The sequence below is a fragment of the Gallintestinimicrobium sp. genome (assembly GCF_046968865.1).
Classification (GTDB): Bacteria; Bacillota; Clostridia; order Lachnospirales; family Lachnospiraceae; genus Gallintestinimicrobium; species Gallintestinimicrobium propionicum.
This window is the reverse complement of sequence record NZ_JBKVPW010000002.1, coordinates 80,326-97,236: the sequence shown is the minus strand read 5'-3', so window position 1 is coordinate 97,236 and position 16,911 is coordinate 80,326. Positions and strand designations below refer to the sequence as shown.

The following is a 16,911-nucleotide window of genomic DNA, read 5'->3' as shown; positions in this document are numbered from 1 at the left end:
TTCAGGAAATCCGCAGGCAGATGACGCTGCACGCAGGAATTTCCAGACTCAGGGTACCGTCCTTTTCCGCCACACCCTCAAAGGGTTCTTCCTTCACAGCATCCGGCTCCTCGAACGTGTTATGCGCATTCATTGCGCCGGTCAGGATCTTTGCAGAAACAGTGCGGTTCTTCTTTTCCGTCAGCGCGATTTCCACAGGATAGCTCTGCTCTGCGGACAGATTCGCCAACGTAACCGTGATCGTGCCATCTTTCTGCACGGATACGGATTCCTGCAGCGCCGGAATGGAAAATTCGCCGTTTTGGATCGTGTCGACGCCGGTTAAGTCGCTGTGCAAAAGCTCTGCATCCTGATGATATTTATACATATGGAAAATATGATACGTAGGCGTCAGAATCATCTTTTCGCCTTCTGTCAAAATCACGGACTGCAGCACATTGATAAGCTGCGCAATGCACGCCATCTTCACGCGGTCACAATGCTTGTTGAAAATATTAAGCGTCACGGCAGCTACAAGCGCATCCCGCATCGTGTTCTGCTGATACAAAAATCCAGGATTGGTTCCCGGCTCTACTTCGTGCCAGTTGCCCCATTCGTCCACTATCAGACCGATTTTTTTCTCCGGATCGTACTGATCCAGAATCGCGCCGTGCTTTTTGATCAGATCATCCATGTGAAGCGCCTTGCCAAGTGCCTGATACCAGCCGTCAGTTGTAAACTCCGTTGCAAAACCCTTGTTCATCCAGCTTTCCCCGGGAACCGTATAATAATGCATGGACAGACCGTCCATAAATCCATGAGCATCCTCGGGCGCAGGACTTGCAAAGCAGGTTTCCAACACCTTCTTCGTCCAGTTGTCATCCCCTGCGTTCGGGCCGCCACAGATTTTCTGAATCGGGGCGCTGTCCTGATAATGGCGCACATAGGTCTGATATCTGCGGTACAGGTTTCCATAATATTCCGGTGTCATGTTTCCGCCGCAACCCCAATTTTCGTTGCCGACGCCAAAATAGTCCACCTTCCACGCCTTCTCGTGTCCGTTTTTCTTCCGCAGATCTGCCATTGGAGAAACGCCTTCAAAGGTCATATATTCTACCCATTCGGACATTTCCTGTACGGTTCCGCTTCCGACGTTGCCGTTGACATAGGTTTTGCAGCCCAGCTGGCGGCACAGCTCAAAAAATTCGTGCGTACCGAAGCTGTTGTCCTCGACAACGCCGCCCCAGTGCGTGTTAATCATCTTTTTGCGGTTTTCTTTCGGCCCGATACCGTCTTTCCAGTGATACTCGTCCGCAAAGCATCCGCCCGGCCAGCGCAGCACCGGAATCTGCATCTCTTTCAGCGCTTCCACAACATCCGTCCGCATGCCGTTGACATTGGGAATCCCGGAATCCTCCTTTACATACAGCCCCTCGTAAATACATCTGCCAAGATGTTCGGAAAAATGTCCATAAATTTCCGGATTGATGTGTCCTTCTGTTTTGTTCTCGTTGATAACAAGCTTTGCCATGTTGTTCCTCCTGTTCTAGTGTTTCTCCTGTCCATAATAGGCGTTTGCGCCGTGTTTTCTGTAATAATGCTTATCCTGAAGCTCCTGTGGTGCCGGCTTTACCTGCGGATTGATCGATTCTGTCCGGTATGCCATTTTTGCAACCTCTTCCAGCACGACCGCATTGTGTACCGCTTCTCTGGCATCCTTTCCCCAGGTAAAGGGGCCGTGGTTTTTGCACAGAACTGCCGGAACTGCCATCGGATCTTTTCCCATCCGGACAAATTCCTCCACGATCAGCCTGCCGGTATTCTGCTCATAGGCTTCTGCAATCTCCTCCGGGGTCAGACAGCGCACGCACGGAATTTCCCCATACATGTAATCCGCATGCGTCGTTCCATAGCATGGAATCCCACGTCCTGCCTGGGCCCAGCTGGTCGCATAGGAGGAATGAGTATGTACGATTCCGCCGATCTTCGGAAACGCCCGGTACAGCTCCAGATGCGTTGCCGTATCCGAGGACGGACGGTAACTTCCTTCTATTTTATTACCGTCCAGATCCATCACAACCATATCCTCCGGGGTCAGCTGATCATACTCCACACCGCTTGGCTTAATGACAAACAGTCCGCTTTCTCTGTCGATTCCGCTGACGTTGCCCCAGGTAAAGGTCACCAGACCATACCGGGGCAAATCCATGTTCGCTTCATATACTGCTTTTTTGAGTTCTTCCAGCATCGTTTTCTCCCTGTTTTCTGCCGCTATTTTGCGGCATCTGCAATTTGCAGCATTGCACCTGTATCTTTTCAGAACGCCTGTACCGCAGCTTTTTCCGCTGCAAGGCATGCCTGATACTGCTTCGTATACGTCTCAAAGCCTGCGACATCCGCCAGATCCGGCTCCATGGTCTCTGACTTTCTCTCAGCAAATACCCGGCTGTCCAGATAATCCCCAAGGCTCTGTCCGTCTTTTTTGGAAAGCATGTATGCCGCCAGAAGCGCCATGCCCCAGGCGCCGCCCTCTCCCGCCGTCTCCATCACGGAAATCGGCGCGTTCATGGCTGCCGCCAGAATACTCTGTCCGACGCCCTTTGTTTTAAACAGTCCGCCGTGTCCGGTGATGGAATCGATTTTCACGTCCTCTTCTTTTAATAAAATGTCCAGGCCGATCTTTAACGTCGCCAGTGACGCATATAAATGTGACCGCATAAAGTTCGCAAGTCCCAAATGACTGTCCGGTCTGCGCAAAAACATCGGACGGCCCTCTTCCAGACCGGTCACCGGTTCCCCGGAATAATAATTGCAGGCGATCATGCCGCCGCAATCCTTATCGCCCTCCATCGCCTTTTGATAAAGTGTGGAAAAAAGTTTATTTTTATCTGCTTTAATGTCAAAACATTCTGCAAACTCCGCAAACAGCCCGACCCATGCGTTCAGATCTGACGTGCAGTTGTTACAATGCACCATCGCAACAGGATCACCCGCCGGCGTCGTCACCATATCAATTTCCCGGTGCATGGCAGAAAGCGGCTTTTCCAGAACAATCATCGCAAACACGCTCGTCCCTGCGGACACATTGCCGGTGCGCTTTTCCACGCTCTTTGTCGCGGTCATTCCGGTTCCGGCGTCTCCCTCCGGCGGACACAGGGGAACCCCCGGCTGCAGACACCCGGAACGATCCAGAAGTCTTGCGCCCTCTTTCGTCAGCGTGCCTGCCATTTCTCCGGCACGCAGCACCTTCGGTAATATTTCCCGCAGCTTCCAGGGAAATCCTTTGTCCGCCACGAGCGCATCAAATTTCTGCATCATTTCTGCATCATAATCGCCGGCTGCAGAGTCGATGGGGAACATCCCGGATGCCTCTCCGATTCCGACAACGCGCTGTTCGGTCAGCTTCCAGTGGATGTAACCGGCGAGGGTGCTTAAATAGTCGATTTTTTCCACATGCTCCTCGCCCTTTAAAATCGCCTGATACAGATGTGCGATGCTCCACCGCTGCGGAATGTTGAAGGCAAAACATTCCGACAGCACAGCAGCCGCTTCCTCCGTCATCGTGTTGCGCCATGTCCTAAACGGCACTAACAGCTTTTCCTCCCGGTCAAATGCCATATATCCGTGCATCATTCCGGAAAATCCGATGGCTCCCAGGCGGGTCAGCTGGATCTGATAGGTGTTTTTCACATCTTTCGCAAGTTTGTCGTAGCTGTCCTGCAGCCCTTCCCAAATCTCCTCCAGACGGTAGGTCCAGACACCGTTTTCCAGACGATTCTCCCATTCATGGTCACCCGCTGCAATGGGATTATGGTTTTCGTCGATCAGCACCGCCTTGATCCTGGTCGAACCGAATTCGATCCCCAATACCCCGCGCCCCTCCTGAATACAGGAAATGATTTTTTCTCGTTTCGTCACATCCGCATCCGTTACTGAAAACTTATAAAAAGTTATAAACTTCTATGTTTCATTCCTACTTCAACGAGTATGCTTTTGATGATATAAATATCTATCTACTCACAAGTTCTTGTACTCTCCATAGGCGTAAATTCCGGACTAACGTATCCGTACATATTTGCATTAACGTTTCAGTGTTAGCTTGCAAATCGTTCTCCATAAGCCTTGAGATTTATAGATGCCTGGAAATCTCTGTCAATCATATTCCCACACTCACATCTATAAACTCTGTCAGATAATTTCAAATCTTTTTTGATGTTTCCACAACAGCTGCAAAGCTTTGATGATGGATAAAACCGATCAGCCACAATAAGCTGGATCCCTTTATCGCTGCACTTATATTCAAGCTGTTTTCTAAACCCAAAAAATCCCTGTGCCTGAACTGCTTTGGATAAATGTCTGTTTTTCATCATTCCGCTGACATTCAGATCTTCAATACATATAAATCTTGGTTTTCGATTTACGATCTCCGATATGGTCTGATTTAAATAATTTTTACGGATGTTTGTTAATCTGTGATTTCGTTTTAATAAAAGTTTTTCCTTTTTGATTACATTATTTGTTTTACAGTAACTTTCTCCTTTCTTATTTTTCTCGTAAGAACGAGAGATACTACGCTGTAATCTGCGTTTTTGTTTTTCTAATTTCTTTACTTTCTGACTCTTATTGATGTTCTTATACTTAACAGCATCAGAGCAGACAGCTAAGTCTTTGATTCCTAAGTCTATGCCGACTCCATCCTCATTCAGCGTTTCCCTGCAATCAGGAAATTCCACACATACACTGATCCACCAGTTCACCCCATCAAAGGATATTCTCGGATTCCTATATTTAGCATCTGTCGGAATACGTCCATGTTCTGCAAGTCTTACCCAATTCCTTTTTTGCTTATTTGCCTTCCTGCTGGAAGAAAAGCCTTCAAATTTAACGTGGGTATTACTGAATTGTATCTTAACGTTGTCCTGATAGAATTTCGGCATGGATCTCTTTCTGGACTTGAATCTTGGGAATTTTTGCAAACCCTTGAAAAAGTTCTGATACGCAGTACAGGCATCTTTAATTGCCTGCTTGGTTACATTGTTAGAAATATTCAATAACCATGCGTATTCCTCAGAATGTCTAAGCCTTGTAAATTCTTTTCTGAGTTCTGAATCCGAAATGAATTTGCCGCCTTTTTCATAAGTTTCTTTTTCCCTGGCCAAAGCCCAGTTATAAGCAAATCTTGAAGCACCTGCGTACTGAAACAGCTTAGTTTTTTGTACATTATTTGGGATCAACATTACTTTTATGGCTTTTACCATCGGTCTCCTCCTGCATCAATTCTCGGATAAATTTCTTCGCTTTGTTCGCTCGTTTTCCTTGTAATTTGCAGCTGAATACTGTGATTATTTGAACCAGATCTTCAACAAATTCCTTCCGTTCAGATTTTTCAGTATTATCCATCTGTCATTCTAAATTTGTTTATGGCTGGAAACGCGACAATATCCAATTGTAATGCGGTTTTTAGGCTTTACATTTATTACCTGGTTGAGTTGCTCATCAGAATAATATTTACTCAAAGTATCAACTTCTTTCAATAATATTCTGCTCTAATATCTCAGAAAACTCAACATCTACTTATATGATTTTATAATTTATATTTAACTGTTGATAACCTCCTTATTCCGGGAATTTCTATTCCGATTTTCTGCCATTTTTGTATGTTTTCGATAATTTTATAGTAAAAGATCGCAATTTAATTGTCAATCTGTTCTTTAGGATTTTATAGAATATTTTATTTTTTTATGAACCACAACCTTTTCATTTTCAACTGCGCCTTTTTCCTGTTCCAGCTGCCTCGTTTTGCGTACAACCGGAAAAACACCGATCCTTCCAGTGATGAATAAAAAACAATAAAAAACAAAAAAGCGGCCGCACATTACCGCACAGCCGCCTTTCATTTCTCTTCTTTTCGTATTTCCTGTCCGTCAGATCGTCACGATAACGCCGCCGTCATTGGCATACATGCTGCTGACGCCCGCAGTATCCATAATCACAACATCCTTTACAGAAACCTTGGAGGTCACCATCCGCTTCACGCTTTCTGCACGCTCCGGGCAATTACAATGGGTGATCATCAGGGTCTTTTCCTCCGGTCTTGCCACATTGCGCACCACTGCGTCCGCCATCTTCTGCAGACCCTTACGGATGCCGATGCCCTGCCCGATCTGCTCGATCCTGCCGTCCATCGTGCCTGCCATAACGGGCTTGATGCTCAGGGTAGATGCAACCAGTGCCTTGATACCGCTGAGTCTGCCGTTTTTACGCAGAGTTTCCAGATTATCCAGGACAAAATACGTATTCATCTCACTGCGGAACGCTTCCAGACGGCTTACCACCTCTTCAAAGGGAAGTCCCTGTTCCTCCAGGGAAGCTGCCAGCAGCGCAAGCTGTGTCTCTCCGCAGGAAGCCGAACAGGAATCCATGACGTAAATCTGTTTGGACTCGTCCTCTTCCAGATACATCTGCCTTCCGACCATGGCACTGTTATAGCTTCCGCTCAAATTGCCGGACAGCGTTACCACATAAATATGCTCTGCCTCCGATTCAAACGCCTGCCGATAGCTCTCCGGCGACGGACAGGAGGAACGCGGGCACTGGGGACATGAGGCAACCTGCTCCAGAAATTCCTTCTGATTAAAATGCTCATCGTCCATAATCCGGTAATCGCCGACCTCCAGACCAAGCGGTACGATTTCAAAATGCGGATCCTTCTTATATTTCTCCGGCAGCTCACAACAGCTGTCCACAACGATTTTATAACTCATGTTTTCCTCCATACCGCAGGCGCTTTGCGCCTGCCGCACCACGGCTTCTCGTATATTCTCAAAACCAATCCATGTAGTTTTCATTACTACATATGATAACACGTTCTGACTGTTCCTGTAAAGGGTATTTCCAAAAAACCCCATCTCTGATATACTGATACCACAGTTCACTCGTGGATTTTTGAAGGAAGATTTCGTGCTCGCACGAAAATCTGACTGAAAAAAGCTACGAAGGGAGCGCCGCTTCATGAGCAAAAGGAGCTGCGCAGCAGCGGGAAGCGTCGCAGACGCGTTTTTGCGAATGGCGCGGGTGAACTGTTTCACAACCGACCGGCACGCATATCACAAAAACCGCGCAGCAGCACAAAGCGTCGCAGACGCGTTTTTGCGAATGGCGCGGGTGAACTGTTTCACAACTGACCGGCACGCATATCACAAAAAACCGCGCAGCAGCACAAAGCGCCCGCGGAATGGAGGATTGATTATATGACCGCTTTTCAGATTCTTGAAATGAAGCATTTTATGGCGAAGCTTTTGACAGAGGATTGCTTTGACTCTTTTCTGCTGGAGAAGGCTTCGGTTTCCTGCGCCGTTTCCTATGAAATCGACGGGCGCGTCAATCCCGAATTTTATCAGGACGATGAAACGCCGGACGCCGGCTACCTGTTTCTGCCCTGGAAATTCATCCGTCCGGTTCTGTTTCAGATGATCCGCGGCAAACACACGCCTCTTTCCTTCAAATTCGTCCTGCATCTCATGCCCCAGTATGTCCCCGGCGTCATGAAGGGCGCAGATCCGTCTTTAAAACCGGAACAGGTTCAGGCGCTGGTCCTGACCATAAAATATGACGGCTCCGCCATCCGCCTGACGACCGGAACCGCCTTTTCTTCCTTTGTCTTCGATAAAACACTGGACGCGCAGTGGGACAAAACCATGCGCCAGTTTCTTTCCCGCAAGGAAATCGCCTGCAGGGAATAATACTTTTATCTTTTCATTTTAGGTTTAAAAACAAGGCTCGCCAGATATCCGAAAATCAGCGCCGCCGCAGTTCCGGCAGCCCCTGCCTGAAAGCCTCCCGTAAACAATCCGAGAAATCCGTCTTGTTCCACCGCTTCTTTTACGCCCTTCATCAACGTATGCCCAAAGCCAAGCAGCGGCACGCTCGCCCCTGCCCCGGCAAAATCGACAAAGGGCTGATACCAGCCAAGTGCGCTCAGCACTGCGCCCGAGCAGACCAAAAGCACCATAATCCGCCCCGGCATCAGCTTCGTCTTTTCCATCAAAATCTGCACCAGCGCGCAAATCAGACCACCTACCCAGAATGCATTCAAATAGTCCATCGCCCACACGCCCCTTTCCTTTTCCCGGCAGTTTCTTTCCAAAAAGCACCGCCGTTTTTGTCAGGATGCGCAGCAGATTCCTGTTTTATACACTCTGAATAATGTCTTGCACGCTTTTTAGACCGTCACTCTGCGTCCACCGTCACCAAAACATCCCCGTACAGCACACCGTCATAATAATCCAGCAGCAGCTTCACCACACCGTCATACGCTTTCATGCCTTCTTCCACTCCGTTTAATTTCAGAGAAGCCGTTGTCGCCGCGTTGGAAACCTTTTTCGCTGTTTTGGTACTGACAACCGCCTTTTTCTCGACAGTCTGCCATGCTTCCTGGGTCAAAAACATGTTATCCGCATAAACCTGTGCAGAAATCTGCGGATGCTTCGCGTATTCTTTCCGGCTCTTTTGAATGCTCTCACGAAATTCTTTTTCCACATAATTGAGTACGCCCATATAGCCGCTGTAGCGGAAAAATGCATCGTCTGAGTTGATACAGGCAAGATATCCGATCAGATTCGCCTCATCCTCCTGCATAAAGCCCTTTAAATGTGCAAATTCATGACAGATCACTGAGGGCTTATTTACAATATACATCGTTCCGTTGTAGTTTGCTTCCATGGAAAATGGGAAATAGTACCCCATCCTATAGGTCTGACTGAGCAGCTCCGAAAAATAAATCTCCTTCGGCTGCGGATAATAGCCCTGCAGGCGTCCATAATCTGTGCCGACCTGCTGCATCGCCTCTACAGCCGCCTGATTCGTGTCTCCCTTATAAATCAGATAGCCGTCTGCATCCCGCTCCATCTGCTCTGCAAGCTCGTTGGCATTGACCACAATATAATCCCGCAGCACAGCAAGCTCTGCCTTGGAGTAGTTCTCACTGCGCACCTGCTCCATATACCGATCCTCAAACGCCGAAGAATGATACAGCAAAAAACAATTACAGGTCATAACCCAGACGAGTGCCAGAAAAATCCAGGAAAATGCGCAGGAAAAGCTGTGAAACAATTTTTTGCTCCACGCTTTTTTTACAGTCAAACGCAAAAATCCTACAGCTGCAAACGCTGTCAGGAACAAAATCCCCAGCACGATCATGCTCTCTCCGACGCTGAACGGAAAAACCGACATCACCCGCGTGGAAATGCTGCTCCATACCGGAAAAACCGATTCCGCATAAAAATCGCAGAAGCTGCTGCTTTTCCACGCCAACACATTTAACGCCAACGCTGCCAGAAACAAAATGCCCCATACCTTTTTTTTCAACTGATCATCCCCTAATCGTCAACCTGTCCTTGTACCTTCCTACTATCCAGTATATCCGGTTGCCGCCGATAAGAAGCTGAACGATTTGTAAACGATTATGAACATTTTGTGACAAAAAAGAATCGGTTGTTCACCGATTCTTCTCTCTTTTTCACAGTACTTTTTTATCATTTCATTTTTTATTTGTGCTATTTGTTGTTTTCTCTCTGCATCATGAAGTTCGGATACAGCAAATGTTCTACTTCCGCAAAAATCTGATACATTCCATCCGCATGGTCTGCCAGCCTGCGAAGTCCCTCCAGCGCCGGATTATTCCGTCCTGCCAGATCATCCAGCGAACATTCCAGTGCATTTGCAATCTTCAGAATACTGATAAAGGATGGTCTGCCGATTTTTCCTGCCATCAGATGCTTTACGGTTTCATAAGGAAGATCCGCTTTATCCGCCAGCGTCTTCATCGACCAGTTCCGGCGGATCATCTGATACCCGATATTTTCAATCAGCTGATCTGTGACCTGTGCATAATACCCATTCTCCTCTAGCGTATGCTTCTGTTCCATAAAAAATCCCCCCGGCTGACAGCCAAAAAACAAAGCCCTAAACGAGCTGCTACAATAGAATGCACGCTCTGCGAGCATTTTATTGTCATGAATAAAACAAGAAAAAGCCAGAAAAGATATCGTCTTCTCTGACTTTCCCGCAATACCAGGGGCAGTAGGAATCGAACCCACATCGACGGTTTTGGAGACCGCTGTTCTACCTTTGAACTATGCCCCTATCGAACTGACAAGTGATATTATAGCACGATACTTTCTAATTTTGCAAGCCTTTTTTTTTACTTTTTTATACAAATCTCTTTTTTCTCCGTTCTCTGCGCTTTTCCATCGAAAGGGGTGCAAATATCGTTTTTCTCCCAATAAATCCGATGATCCTTGTCATATAAATTCCGGTGATGCTTCCTGCCGTATCGATCGCCACGTCCCGAAGCGCCGGCGAGCGTCCTGCCACAAACATCTGATGGTACTCATCCAGACCGGCAAACCCGGCACAGAACAATCCGGCAGCGAGCACGAGCCAAAAGCCCCGCAGCCGATAAACATATAAGGGCAGGGAAAGTGTCAGTCCCAACAAAAAATATTCGCTAAAATGTGCCATCTTCCTTACGAGAAAATGAATCTCATCTACATACACTCCCACCTGCGCAGTATCCAGATTGCCGGAGGTCAGCTTTCCCAGCAGGAGCACCACCTTTTCACTGACCAGCATACTCAGCTGTCCGGATTCGTCCGCCGTCTGGGCGGAAAAGGAAAAGATCATATACATCACGCACAGCGCCGGTACAAAGGATAAGGGCTTTAATAAAAAACGAAACATCTTCTTTATGGTCAACCAGAAATATTTCATGTTCACTCCATTCTGCAGATCACAGACAGCTTATCGTATCCTTTAGGGAGCCTTTGCTCCGAGCTTACCGCCTGTCCTTTTTGTGCCTGCCTTTTGTCCGTTTAATATAGTCTATATTTCCATTTCTTGCAAGAAAGAAACCCTTAATTTTTTATGAACAACTCAAACGGTACGAATAAACTGTAACAGAAAAACCTAATTTGTGAAGTTTTTTCAAATTAAGTGTTGACTTCTGTCCGATTATGCTGTATCATATCATTTGTCCGGTTGAGAAATACGGCACATCGGGGTGTGGCTCAGGTGGTAGAGCGCTTCGTTAGGGACGAAGAGGCCGCAAGTTCAAGTCTTGTCACTCCGACTGATTAAAAACCGTTGAGTTTTGCGACTCAGCGGTTTTTTGTTGTATTTACGCGGTTTTCTGGACTTTTAATATTTTCTTCTTATACTGTTTAGCGTATTTATATATGCTTTTTTATATTATTTTGTATCCCCATGCAACACGAAATGCAACACGAGTTTTCTATTATTTCTTGCTCTTTTCGCATTTTTTATTTTCATTTATATTTCGTTCAAAAGTAGATATTGCCATGATTTAAGGCACAAAAAAAGACCGGAACACCCCTCAAGTGCCCGGTCCCTCCGTTACTCCACTATTCTCACTTCATGAATAATCCCGTTAATTCCCATTGCTTCAAACTGCTGCCGGAGAATCTCCGCCTGCTCGCGTGTCCAAACATCTGCCACCGATACTGTATAGATCACGCCCGGCTCCACCGCAGGCTGCGACCACAGCATCGGATCCTCATAGGCTATGTCAAGGTCTACATCGCCTTTGATGCCCGGGATCTCGCCGCAACTCGTGTACTGCCACCCAGATATATCACCGTCAACATCAGGCTTGTATTTCTGATCCGGCTCATCATCAAACCGCATTGTACGATAGCCGCGATAATAACGTGCTATCCACAACCGCGTCCCGGCAAACGCATTAAAGTCAAACCAGCGCTCCTTATACACATACAACCCAACATACAGTCCAAAACCGTACCCTGCTGCCGTGATAACCTCCTGCGCCGCACGGATACACTCCGTCAGCTTTGCAGCACCCAGCGGCCGCAGCACGTCCTTGTCCTCTACATCCCACCAGACCATACCGGTCAGATGATGTGACCTCAACAGTTCCACGACCTGCTGTGCTTCCTGTCGCGCTGCGTCCTGTGTAGCTGCGTAGGTATACTTATATACAGACACAGGTATATTGTGCTTCCGACATCCCTCCAGATTTGTAGCAAACTGATGGTCTGCCTTGCCTGATCGGCGCACACTACGCAAGACCGCAAAATCTACGTCCTCGGGGATCTGTGCCCAGTTGATCGTGCCCTGGTTATCTGATACGTCAATTCCTTTCCACATAAGCATTACCTCACCACAAAATTCTCCCATTTTTTGTAAGCGTCCACATAGGTTTCCTGCTTGTCACCGTTATGGGTGATCTCATAATACATACCGTCAGAAACATTTGTGCTCAGCAGTGCCTTGTGGTTCTGAAGCGTCTTGCAGTACCAAACCACGAATACGTCATCCCCTGTAATCTGTTTCTGGTCAGTTTTGTCCGCGTGGCTGTTGAAATAATCCACTACAACCTGTTTACTTTTTTCTAAAAACTCTTTGCTTCCCATACTCTTAGTCCTCCGTATAATCTTCGATCACATCAATCCCATACTCAATGGCACAGGTATTTTCAATGCGGCAGCCTCTTGCGTTTTCCCATCCTTTTGCAAAATACACAATGTCCGCAGTCGAAAGCAATTCCAAAGATTTTCCCAAAAACCACAAAGGTCTCGCATCCGCAGGCGCGCTCTGGAAAAACGAATCAATAACCTCTATTTCTTCGTCTTCTACAAAATTTCTCTTTGCGCTGGCGATTGCCTTTTCCCTCTCTTTTAAAATTTCCTCATCTGTTTTGCCTTTCATCGGCTGTGAAATAAAAAGTTTTTTCATGCTCTGCTCTCCTTATTATTTTTATAGGGCGACCGAAGCCGCCCCAGAATCACGCTTAACCCTGCGTGGGAGATTATCGGATCACTGTATCCTTTCTTCCGTTCCATCGCCCTGAGAATCAATCTTATTCTTCAACACAGAGACATATTTCATCAGCCATTCCGGCACTGGTGCTCCCATGCGTCCTGCATTTTCGATTATGGATAATAATTCGTTAAGGACGTACCATACTGCTACCAACAGTCCAAAAAATGCCTTTGTCGCTACTTCAAATCCTGCCTCCGCTGCCACTCTGAGAATCAGATAATCAACAACCATCGCCACAGCAATCACGCACAGGTAGCCTACTTTTTTGATGATGCCCTCCGCACCGCGCCGGGAACACCATCCATACGTCGGGTCATCCGGATGGTCAAGGGCCTCCCTCTTGCTGGCCAGCATCCCTGTGATGTAATCCATAACCATCATTCCCATCAGCACGCCCATGACTGGGAGCAAAATGCCCATTTTTGCCGACAGCCATGCAATAAACGCTGCTACCGTCCCTTGAATTACAATGTATACCTGTTTCATGTGTTCCTCACTTTCTCCCTCGTTTTGGAGGGTAAAAAATTAAGACCCTTGCGGATCTTATTAACATAGTTTTTTTATTCCTTGCTCAACTAAGTAGTGATTTGGGCGGCTGCTCTCTGGAGCAGGACGGAGTCGATTTTTACATTGTAGGTGCTGATGCAGTGCGAAAAAAATTGGGTGAAACGCCAGAGTATTCGGTTCTTGACTGTGGCGGAGTAGACTTTAAAGAACACGAATTTGGACAATGGCATCACGGATATCATTTTACAAAAGTATCTGAAATTCCTAATTTTGGATCTATGGTTCATGGAAAAGATTTCTTCATTGAAGTGTACAATGGAGGAACGAACCAATTAAACGCCGGTATCGGTGTTTCCTATGTAAAACATAGCAACTCCGAACTTGTAATGACATCCGTTAATGGTTTAAAAGGTCTTTATGTCAAAGTTTATTATATTAACAACAGGGCAATACCAGCACCGTCTTCTTTTCTTAAATCAATCGATTTCACGATTGCATCTGGAACTGCCACCAAAAATATTTTATTGGCTGATATCCCTGATGCTGGAGAGATTGTTTGCGCTGGTCTTGTATCAAGAGGGTGGGAAGGATGGAACGCTCTTAACGTGACATATACAACAGAATCCGTAACAATCACCTTTAGCACCTCAAACAATAGCGGAAATGCGTATGGATCGGAGATTGTAAGAGTCTGGTATCGCTAATATTACTTAATCATAAGTTTGTAAACATGTCCGTCACCAGTTCCTCCGTGCCTAAAATTAACTTTTCCGTTCAAAACAGGGTTCGCGATTAGCGCGAAAGAATAGCTTCCACCCGGCTTATTACATACAATGGATGGGCCACTAACCCCGCTAAGTTCGATCGATACCACGCTACCAGCCGTAACCGCGAATAGTGCAAGATAAGAGTAAGCCGCATCTTCCGCGGTCATTGTATAATAATGTAAAACGTTCGGGTTTCCAGCAGCTACAACATACGGAATCGAAATTCCGTGTTCGTAATCAAAGTCCGGATCACCTTTAAAAGGGGTTACTGTATCCGCACCTCCCGCTTTGTATCCCCAGTTGCCATCCGCGTCTTGTCCAAAAGACAGACCACCCAAATCACTACTTAATACTCTCGCCCGCCCCTGCCACCGTTGCACCGGTGCAACTTACACCTACAACCTCTCTTAGACCGTCTTGCGGCGGTCTCAAAAAATCCATATGATGTGCTCACATCATGTTGCCATAAAGCGACGATGTGATGCCCGTACCTGTTCCTTTGTTACTGTACAATAGATTCGCGTCGTCTCGATTTTGACATGCCCCAAAAGCTCTTGCACCTGCTCGATCGGCATGCCCATGCGGAGCAGATCTGTTGCCGATGTCCGCCGGAACCTGTGCGGATGCACTTTGCTTACCCCCGCTGCACTCCCGATCTTTTTTAGGATATTTCTGACTCCGGATTTTGTCAGGCGTTCGTGCGGTGCGCGCGTTCCTACAAACAAGGCCGGATTGCCATCTGTCCTACTTTCCAGATACTGCTTCAGGTGCAAATGTGCCCGAGCGTTAAGATACACCTCCCGCTCTTTATTGCCTTTTCCCAATACCATGACGTCATCAGACTCCCAGCAAATATCGTCCCGATTCAGCTGGCATAATTCTGACACCCTGACCGCACTTGAATATAAAAATTCGACTATGGCCAGATCGCGCTCTTGCTCACAGGCACAGCGCACCTTTTCCAGCTCTTCCGGAGACAACGGCTTTTTAACATCCTGCTTATACTTAATCGGTTCCAGCCCGTCCACCGGATTACGAAAGATTACTTTGCGACGCTGCAGCCATCGGAAAAAGCTGTTAAATACCAGGCGCATATTGTCCAGATATCTGTTCGATACCTTGCGTAACGCACGATACTTGTACATGTACGAAATCAGGTCGTCGTCCTCTATATCTTGCACATTCTTTGCAACATACGAGAGCATTCGGCTTAAATGCAAATTGTACTGCTCTATCGTTCCCGTGGACTTCCCGTTTTGTCGGAAACCATCCAGATACATTTGCAGCTAATTTAACCAGTTCTGATCCGTTCGCATCAGAGTGGTTTCTTTCTTGCGAATGTCGTATCCGCACAGTTGCACACGCACAACCTCTTTCAGCCTCATTAACTGTTCCTGCGTCAAAATCGCCGTCATTTCCCGCAAAATATCCATTACGATTTGTTCTTTCATGGCGCACCTCCTGCCACAAGAATAGCAGAACGTAGCTTCTAAAACAGCCTGTAATGTGGCTTTTCTTCCTTGAACAGCCAATATCTAAGGTAATCGTCCAAAATCACAGCCATACCTGAAACAAGTACCCACAACAGCGAAAACGGCAAACATATCTGCCCCAAAAGATTGAGTGGCAGATGGGAATAGTCCCAGACATTCCAGCCAAGCCACAAGTTTACGATACAACCGGAAACAAATTCGATCCCGGTAACCACAAAGCTCCCGATAATGCACTGTTTCCAGAAAGCCATTTCCCACGGAATAACCTCGTTTATAAGTCCAATCAGGTAAAAGCATAATCCACCAACAATAAACATTGTCCAGTGGCTACGACCGCGGGTTACAATTTCCAGAAGCGTATAGATCAGACCGCCGATCATCCACAAGATTAGCGGTCTTACCATTCTCATGTATTCTGAGCCGCAAGCATCGCTTTCAGCGGCGCACTCTGGTACTGCTCCGGAATGTCAGTTCCGTACTGGATCGCCGCCACAGCAACTTTATCTTCGATACTGCGGATGTAAATTCTTAGATCGCGGAAATAAGTCACATGCCATGTCACAAATTCCATAGCCGCGGTTACAATCAGAAGCATATCCGCATTGCTGTAAAATTTGCAGTGTTCCTTTTCATCACTGGTGTGCCAAGGGATATTTTCTGCGCCGGCTGCTACCTGCGTCTGCAACCCCATCAAGCTGGTCTGATCCTGCCCGGTAAGCGTAAAGTGTTCGGTTGTTCCGTCGCTAAGAGTAACATCCAGCCCGCTTGCAATAATGCTCTGCTGCAGCGTATTCATTTCTGTCACTTTCGCCTCCTGTACTTCCTCTAATGTAGGTACATATTCAAAAGTCGCATGATACACAGTGCTCTCCTTTACCGCTCCGGATTCCGGGATTTCCGGAACCCATCCCACGAATACATAATTCTGTTCCGGTTTCGGTGTAGGTATATCCAAATCCGCATAATCCTGCACCACTTGATCTGTCTCGCCGTCTAAACTTCCGCCTGCTTCCGCCCGGAAAGAAATAATCTTCTCCGGCTCCGTGTACACACTTCCATCGTTCGACAGTTCATAGCCGTTTTTTTCCGGACAATTTCGATATACCGTAGTATATGCGCCATATTCTCCGATAAGTAATTCCCCTTTGTCATCCAGATAAGTGTCAAAGCCGCTTGTATTTGTGGATATAGCTTCGCCAAGAGGAAAGGCAAGCGAAACAATATTTCCTTTCGGTTCGATGAGGCATTTTACAAAGTCTTTTGAATTTCGGAATTTAATATATGCCATATCATTTTCCTTTCATAGC

19 protein-coding genes, 2 tRNA genes and 1 pseudogene are annotated in these 16,911 nt (G+C 46.8%); 3 read left to right on the top strand and 19 right to left on the bottom strand.

Features of this window, described 5'->3' with window-relative positions; genetic code table 11:
• Position 1 precedes the first annotated feature (1 nt).
• The 6 genes and pseudogenes from ACLTOQ_RS02270 to ACLTOQ_RS02245 all read right to left on the bottom strand — a co-directional run bounded on the left by ACLTOQ_RS02270 (position 2) and on the right by ACLTOQ_RS02245 (position 6,743).
• Positions 2–1,510 (bottom strand): alpha-N-arabinofuranosidase, encoded by a 1,509-nt coding sequence (locus tag ACLTOQ_RS02270; RefSeq protein WP_412318638.1) that lies wholly within the window; start codon positions 1,508–1,510, stop codon positions 2–4.
• Between the two features lie 15 nt (positions 1,511–1,525).
• Entirely contained in the window at positions 1,526–2,227 is a 702-nt protein-coding gene (locus ACLTOQ_RS02265; RefSeq protein ID WP_118496014.1) for an L-ribulose-5-phosphate 4-epimerase, read from the bottom strand.
• A 68-nt stretch (positions 2,228–2,295) separates the two neighbouring features.
• A complete protein-coding gene (locus ACLTOQ_RS02260; protein WP_412318636.1) occupies positions 2,296–3,897 on the bottom strand; it encodes a xylulokinase in 1,602 nt (533 codons plus the stop codon).
• Between the two features lie 176 nt (positions 3,898–4,073).
• Positions 4,074–5,237 carry an RNA-guided endonuclease InsQ/TnpB family protein gene (locus ACLTOQ_RS02255; RefSeq protein ID WP_412318635.1) on the bottom strand — a complete coding sequence of 388 codons (1,164 nt, stop codon included), beginning with the start codon at positions 5,235–5,237 and terminating at the stop codon, positions 4,074–4,076.
• Positions 5,200–5,379 (bottom strand): annotated as a pseudogene (locus ACLTOQ_RS02250) (IS607 family transposase); the annotation flags it as partial. The gene ACLTOQ_RS02255 and the pseudogene ACLTOQ_RS02250, both read right to left, overlap by 38 nt.
• Positions 5,380–5,903: 524 nt before the next feature.
• Positions 5,904–6,743, bottom strand: a complete 840-nt coding sequence (locus tag ACLTOQ_RS02245) for a DegV family protein (protein WP_021914479.1) — start codon at positions 6,741–6,743, stop codon at positions 5,904–5,906.
• Positions 6,744–7,229: 486 nt separating this feature from the next.
• Between ACLTOQ_RS02245 and ACLTOQ_RS02240 the strand changes: the two genes are divergently transcribed.
• On the top strand, positions 7,230–7,721 hold the full coding sequence (locus ACLTOQ_RS02240) for a DUF5721 family protein (RefSeq protein WP_262585522.1): 492 nt from the start codon (positions 7,230–7,232) through the stop codon (positions 7,719–7,721).
• A 5-nt stretch (positions 7,722–7,726) separates the two neighbouring features.
• On the opposite strand, the gene spoVAE is transcribed toward ACLTOQ_RS02240, so the two are convergent.
• From spoVAE to ACLTOQ_RS02215, 5 genes are all read right to left on the bottom strand, one after another.
• The gene (gene spoVAE, locus ACLTOQ_RS02235; RefSeq protein ID WP_262585521.1) at positions 7,727–8,083 is read right to left on the bottom strand and encodes a stage V sporulation protein AE; all 357 of its coding nucleotides are present in this window, start codon (positions 8,081–8,083) and stop codon (positions 7,727–7,729) included.
• A gap of 125 nt (positions 8,084–8,208) precedes the next feature.
• Complete coding sequence (locus ACLTOQ_RS02230) at positions 8,209–9,345, bottom strand: DUF3810 domain-containing protein (RefSeq protein ID WP_412318633.1); 1,137 nt, start codon at positions 9,343–9,345, stop codon at positions 8,209–8,211.
• Between the two features lie 188 nt (positions 9,346–9,533).
• On the bottom strand, positions 9,534–9,905 hold the full coding sequence (locus ACLTOQ_RS02225) for a helix-turn-helix domain-containing protein (protein WP_412318632.1): 372 nt from the start codon (positions 9,903–9,905) through the stop codon (positions 9,534–9,536).
• 146 nt (positions 9,906–10,051) lie between these two features.
• Positions 10,052–10,122: transfer RNA gene (locus tag ACLTOQ_RS02220), tRNA-Trp, on the bottom strand.
• Between the two features lie 66 nt (positions 10,123–10,188).
• A complete protein-coding gene (locus tag ACLTOQ_RS02215) occupies positions 10,189–10,749 on the bottom strand; it encodes a VanZ family protein (protein WP_337562874.1) in 561 nt (186 codons plus the stop codon).
• 285 nt (positions 10,750–11,034) lie between these two features.
• On the opposite strand from ACLTOQ_RS02215, the gene ACLTOQ_RS02210 reads away from it, so the two are divergent.
• Positions 11,035–11,107 (top strand) — tRNA-Pro (locus tag ACLTOQ_RS02210).
• Between the two features lie 284 nt (positions 11,108–11,391).
• On the opposite strand, the gene ACLTOQ_RS02205 is transcribed toward ACLTOQ_RS02210, so the two are convergent.
• From ACLTOQ_RS02205 to ACLTOQ_RS02190, 4 genes are all read right to left on the bottom strand, one after another.
• On the bottom strand, positions 11,392–12,162 hold the full coding sequence (locus ACLTOQ_RS02205; RefSeq protein ID WP_262585518.1) for a GH25 family lysozyme: 771 nt from the start codon (positions 12,160–12,162) through the stop codon (positions 11,392–11,394).
• A 5-nt stretch (positions 12,163–12,167) separates the two neighbouring features.
• Positions 12,168–12,428 carry a DUF6275 family protein gene (locus ACLTOQ_RS02200; RefSeq protein WP_337427538.1) on the bottom strand — a complete coding sequence of 87 codons (261 nt, stop codon included), beginning with the start codon at positions 12,426–12,428 and terminating at the stop codon, positions 12,168–12,170.
• Between the two features lie 4 nt (positions 12,429–12,432).
• On the bottom strand, positions 12,433–12,750 hold the full coding sequence (locus tag ACLTOQ_RS02195) for a DUF4406 domain-containing protein (RefSeq protein ID WP_337427539.1): 318 nt from the start codon (positions 12,748–12,750) through the stop codon (positions 12,433–12,435).
• Between the two features lie 81 nt (positions 12,751–12,831).
• On the bottom strand, positions 12,832–13,323 hold the full coding sequence (locus tag ACLTOQ_RS02190) for a phage holin family protein (RefSeq protein ID WP_262585515.1): 492 nt from the start codon (positions 13,321–13,323) through the stop codon (positions 12,832–12,834).
• Between the two features lie 101 nt (positions 13,324–13,424).
• On the opposite strand from ACLTOQ_RS02190, the gene ACLTOQ_RS02185 reads away from it, so the two are divergent.
• Positions 13,425–14,048, top strand: coding sequence for a hypothetical protein (locus ACLTOQ_RS02185; protein ID WP_412318631.1), 624 nt, complete (start codon positions 13,425–13,427; stop codon positions 14,046–14,048).
• A gap of 518 nt (positions 14,049–14,566) precedes the next feature.
• On the opposite strand, the gene xerA is transcribed toward ACLTOQ_RS02185, so the two are convergent.
• Genes xerA through ACLTOQ_RS02165 form a run of 4 tightly spaced genes read right to left on the bottom strand, consistent with a single transcriptional unit; the run spans position 14,567 to position 16,892 of the window.
• On the bottom strand, positions 14,567–15,391 hold the full coding sequence (gene xerA, locus ACLTOQ_RS02180) for a site-specific tyrosine recombinase/integron integrase (RefSeq protein ID WP_412318629.1): 825 nt from the start codon (positions 15,389–15,391) through the stop codon (positions 14,567–14,569).
• A gap of 6 nt (positions 15,392–15,397) precedes the next feature.
• A complete protein-coding gene (locus ACLTOQ_RS02175) occupies positions 15,398–15,562 on the bottom strand; it encodes a hypothetical protein (protein ID WP_412318628.1) in 165 nt (54 codons plus the stop codon).
• A 38-nt stretch (positions 15,563–15,600) separates the two neighbouring features.
• Complete coding sequence (locus ACLTOQ_RS02170; RefSeq protein WP_317258838.1) at positions 15,601–16,008, bottom strand: putative ABC transporter permease; 408 nt, start codon at positions 16,006–16,008, stop codon at positions 15,601–15,603.
• Positions 16,009–16,010: 2 nt separating this feature from the next.
• Entirely contained in the window at positions 16,011–16,892 is an 882-nt protein-coding gene (locus tag ACLTOQ_RS02165; protein WP_412318626.1) for a hypothetical protein, read from the bottom strand.
• Positions 16,893–16,911 lie beyond the last annotated feature (19 nt).

What these genes read in the sequence shown, in the direction of transcription:
- ACLTOQ_RS02255 (WP_412318635.1), bottom strand. Translation starts at nt 5,237, where the DNA reads ATGGTAAAAGCCATAAAAGTAATGTTGATCCCAAATAATGTACAAAAA.
- ACLTOQ_RS02170 (WP_317258838.1), bottom strand. Translation starts at nt 16,008, where the DNA reads ATGGTAAGACCGCTAATCTTGTGGATGATCGGCGGTCTGATCTATACG.
- ACLTOQ_RS02270 (WP_412318638.1), bottom strand. Translation starts at nt 1,510, where the DNA reads ATGGCAAAGCTTGTTATCAACGAGAACAAAACAGAAGGACACATCAAT.
- ACLTOQ_RS02240 (WP_262585522.1), top strand. Translation starts at nt 7,230, where the DNA reads ATGACCGCTTTTCAGATTCTTGAAATGAAGCATTTTATGGCGAAGCTT.
- ACLTOQ_RS02215 (WP_337562874.1), bottom strand. Translation starts at nt 10,749, where the DNA reads ATGAAATATTTCTGGTTGACCATAAAGAAGATGTTTCGTTTTTTATTA.
- xerA (WP_412318629.1), bottom strand. Translation starts at nt 15,391, where the DNA reads ATGTATCTGGATGGTTTCCGACAAAACGGGAAGTCCACGGGAACGATA.
- ACLTOQ_RS02190 (WP_262585515.1), bottom strand. Translation starts at nt 13,323, where the DNA reads ATGAAACAGGTATACATTGTAATTCAAGGGACGGTAGCAGCGTTTATT.
- ACLTOQ_RS02165 (WP_412318626.1), bottom strand. Translation starts at nt 16,892, where the DNA reads ATGGCATATATTAAATTCCGAAATTCAAAAGACTTTGTAAAATGCCTC.
- ACLTOQ_RS02195 (WP_337427539.1), bottom strand. Translation starts at nt 12,750, where the DNA reads ATGAAAAAACTTTTTATTTCACAGCCGATGAAAGGCAAAACAGATGAG.
- ACLTOQ_RS02205 (WP_262585518.1), bottom strand. Translation starts at nt 12,162, where the DNA reads ATGTGGAAAGGAATTGACGTATCAGATAACCAGGGCACGATCAACTGG.
- ACLTOQ_RS02265 (WP_118496014.1), bottom strand. Translation starts at nt 2,227, where the DNA reads ATGCTGGAAGAACTCAAAAAAGCAGTATATGAAGCGAACATGGATTTG.
- ACLTOQ_RS02225 (WP_412318632.1), bottom strand. Translation starts at nt 9,905, where the DNA reads ATGGAACAGAAGCATACGCTAGAGGAGAATGGGTATTATGCACAGGTC.
- spoVAE (WP_262585521.1), bottom strand. Translation starts at nt 8,083, where the DNA reads ATGGACTATTTGAATGCATTCTGGGTAGGTGGTCTGATTTGCGCGCTG.
- ACLTOQ_RS02200 (WP_337427538.1), bottom strand. Translation starts at nt 12,428, where the DNA reads ATGGGAAGCAAAGAGTTTTTAGAAAAAAGTAAACAGGTTGTAGTGGAT.
- ACLTOQ_RS02245 (WP_021914479.1), bottom strand. Translation starts at nt 6,743, where the DNA reads ATGAGTTATAAAATCGTTGTGGACAGCTGTTGTGAGCTGCCGGAGAAA.
- ACLTOQ_RS02175 (WP_412318628.1), bottom strand. Translation starts at nt 15,562, where the DNA reads ATGAAAGAACAAATCGTAATGGATATTTTGCGGGAAATGACGGCGATT.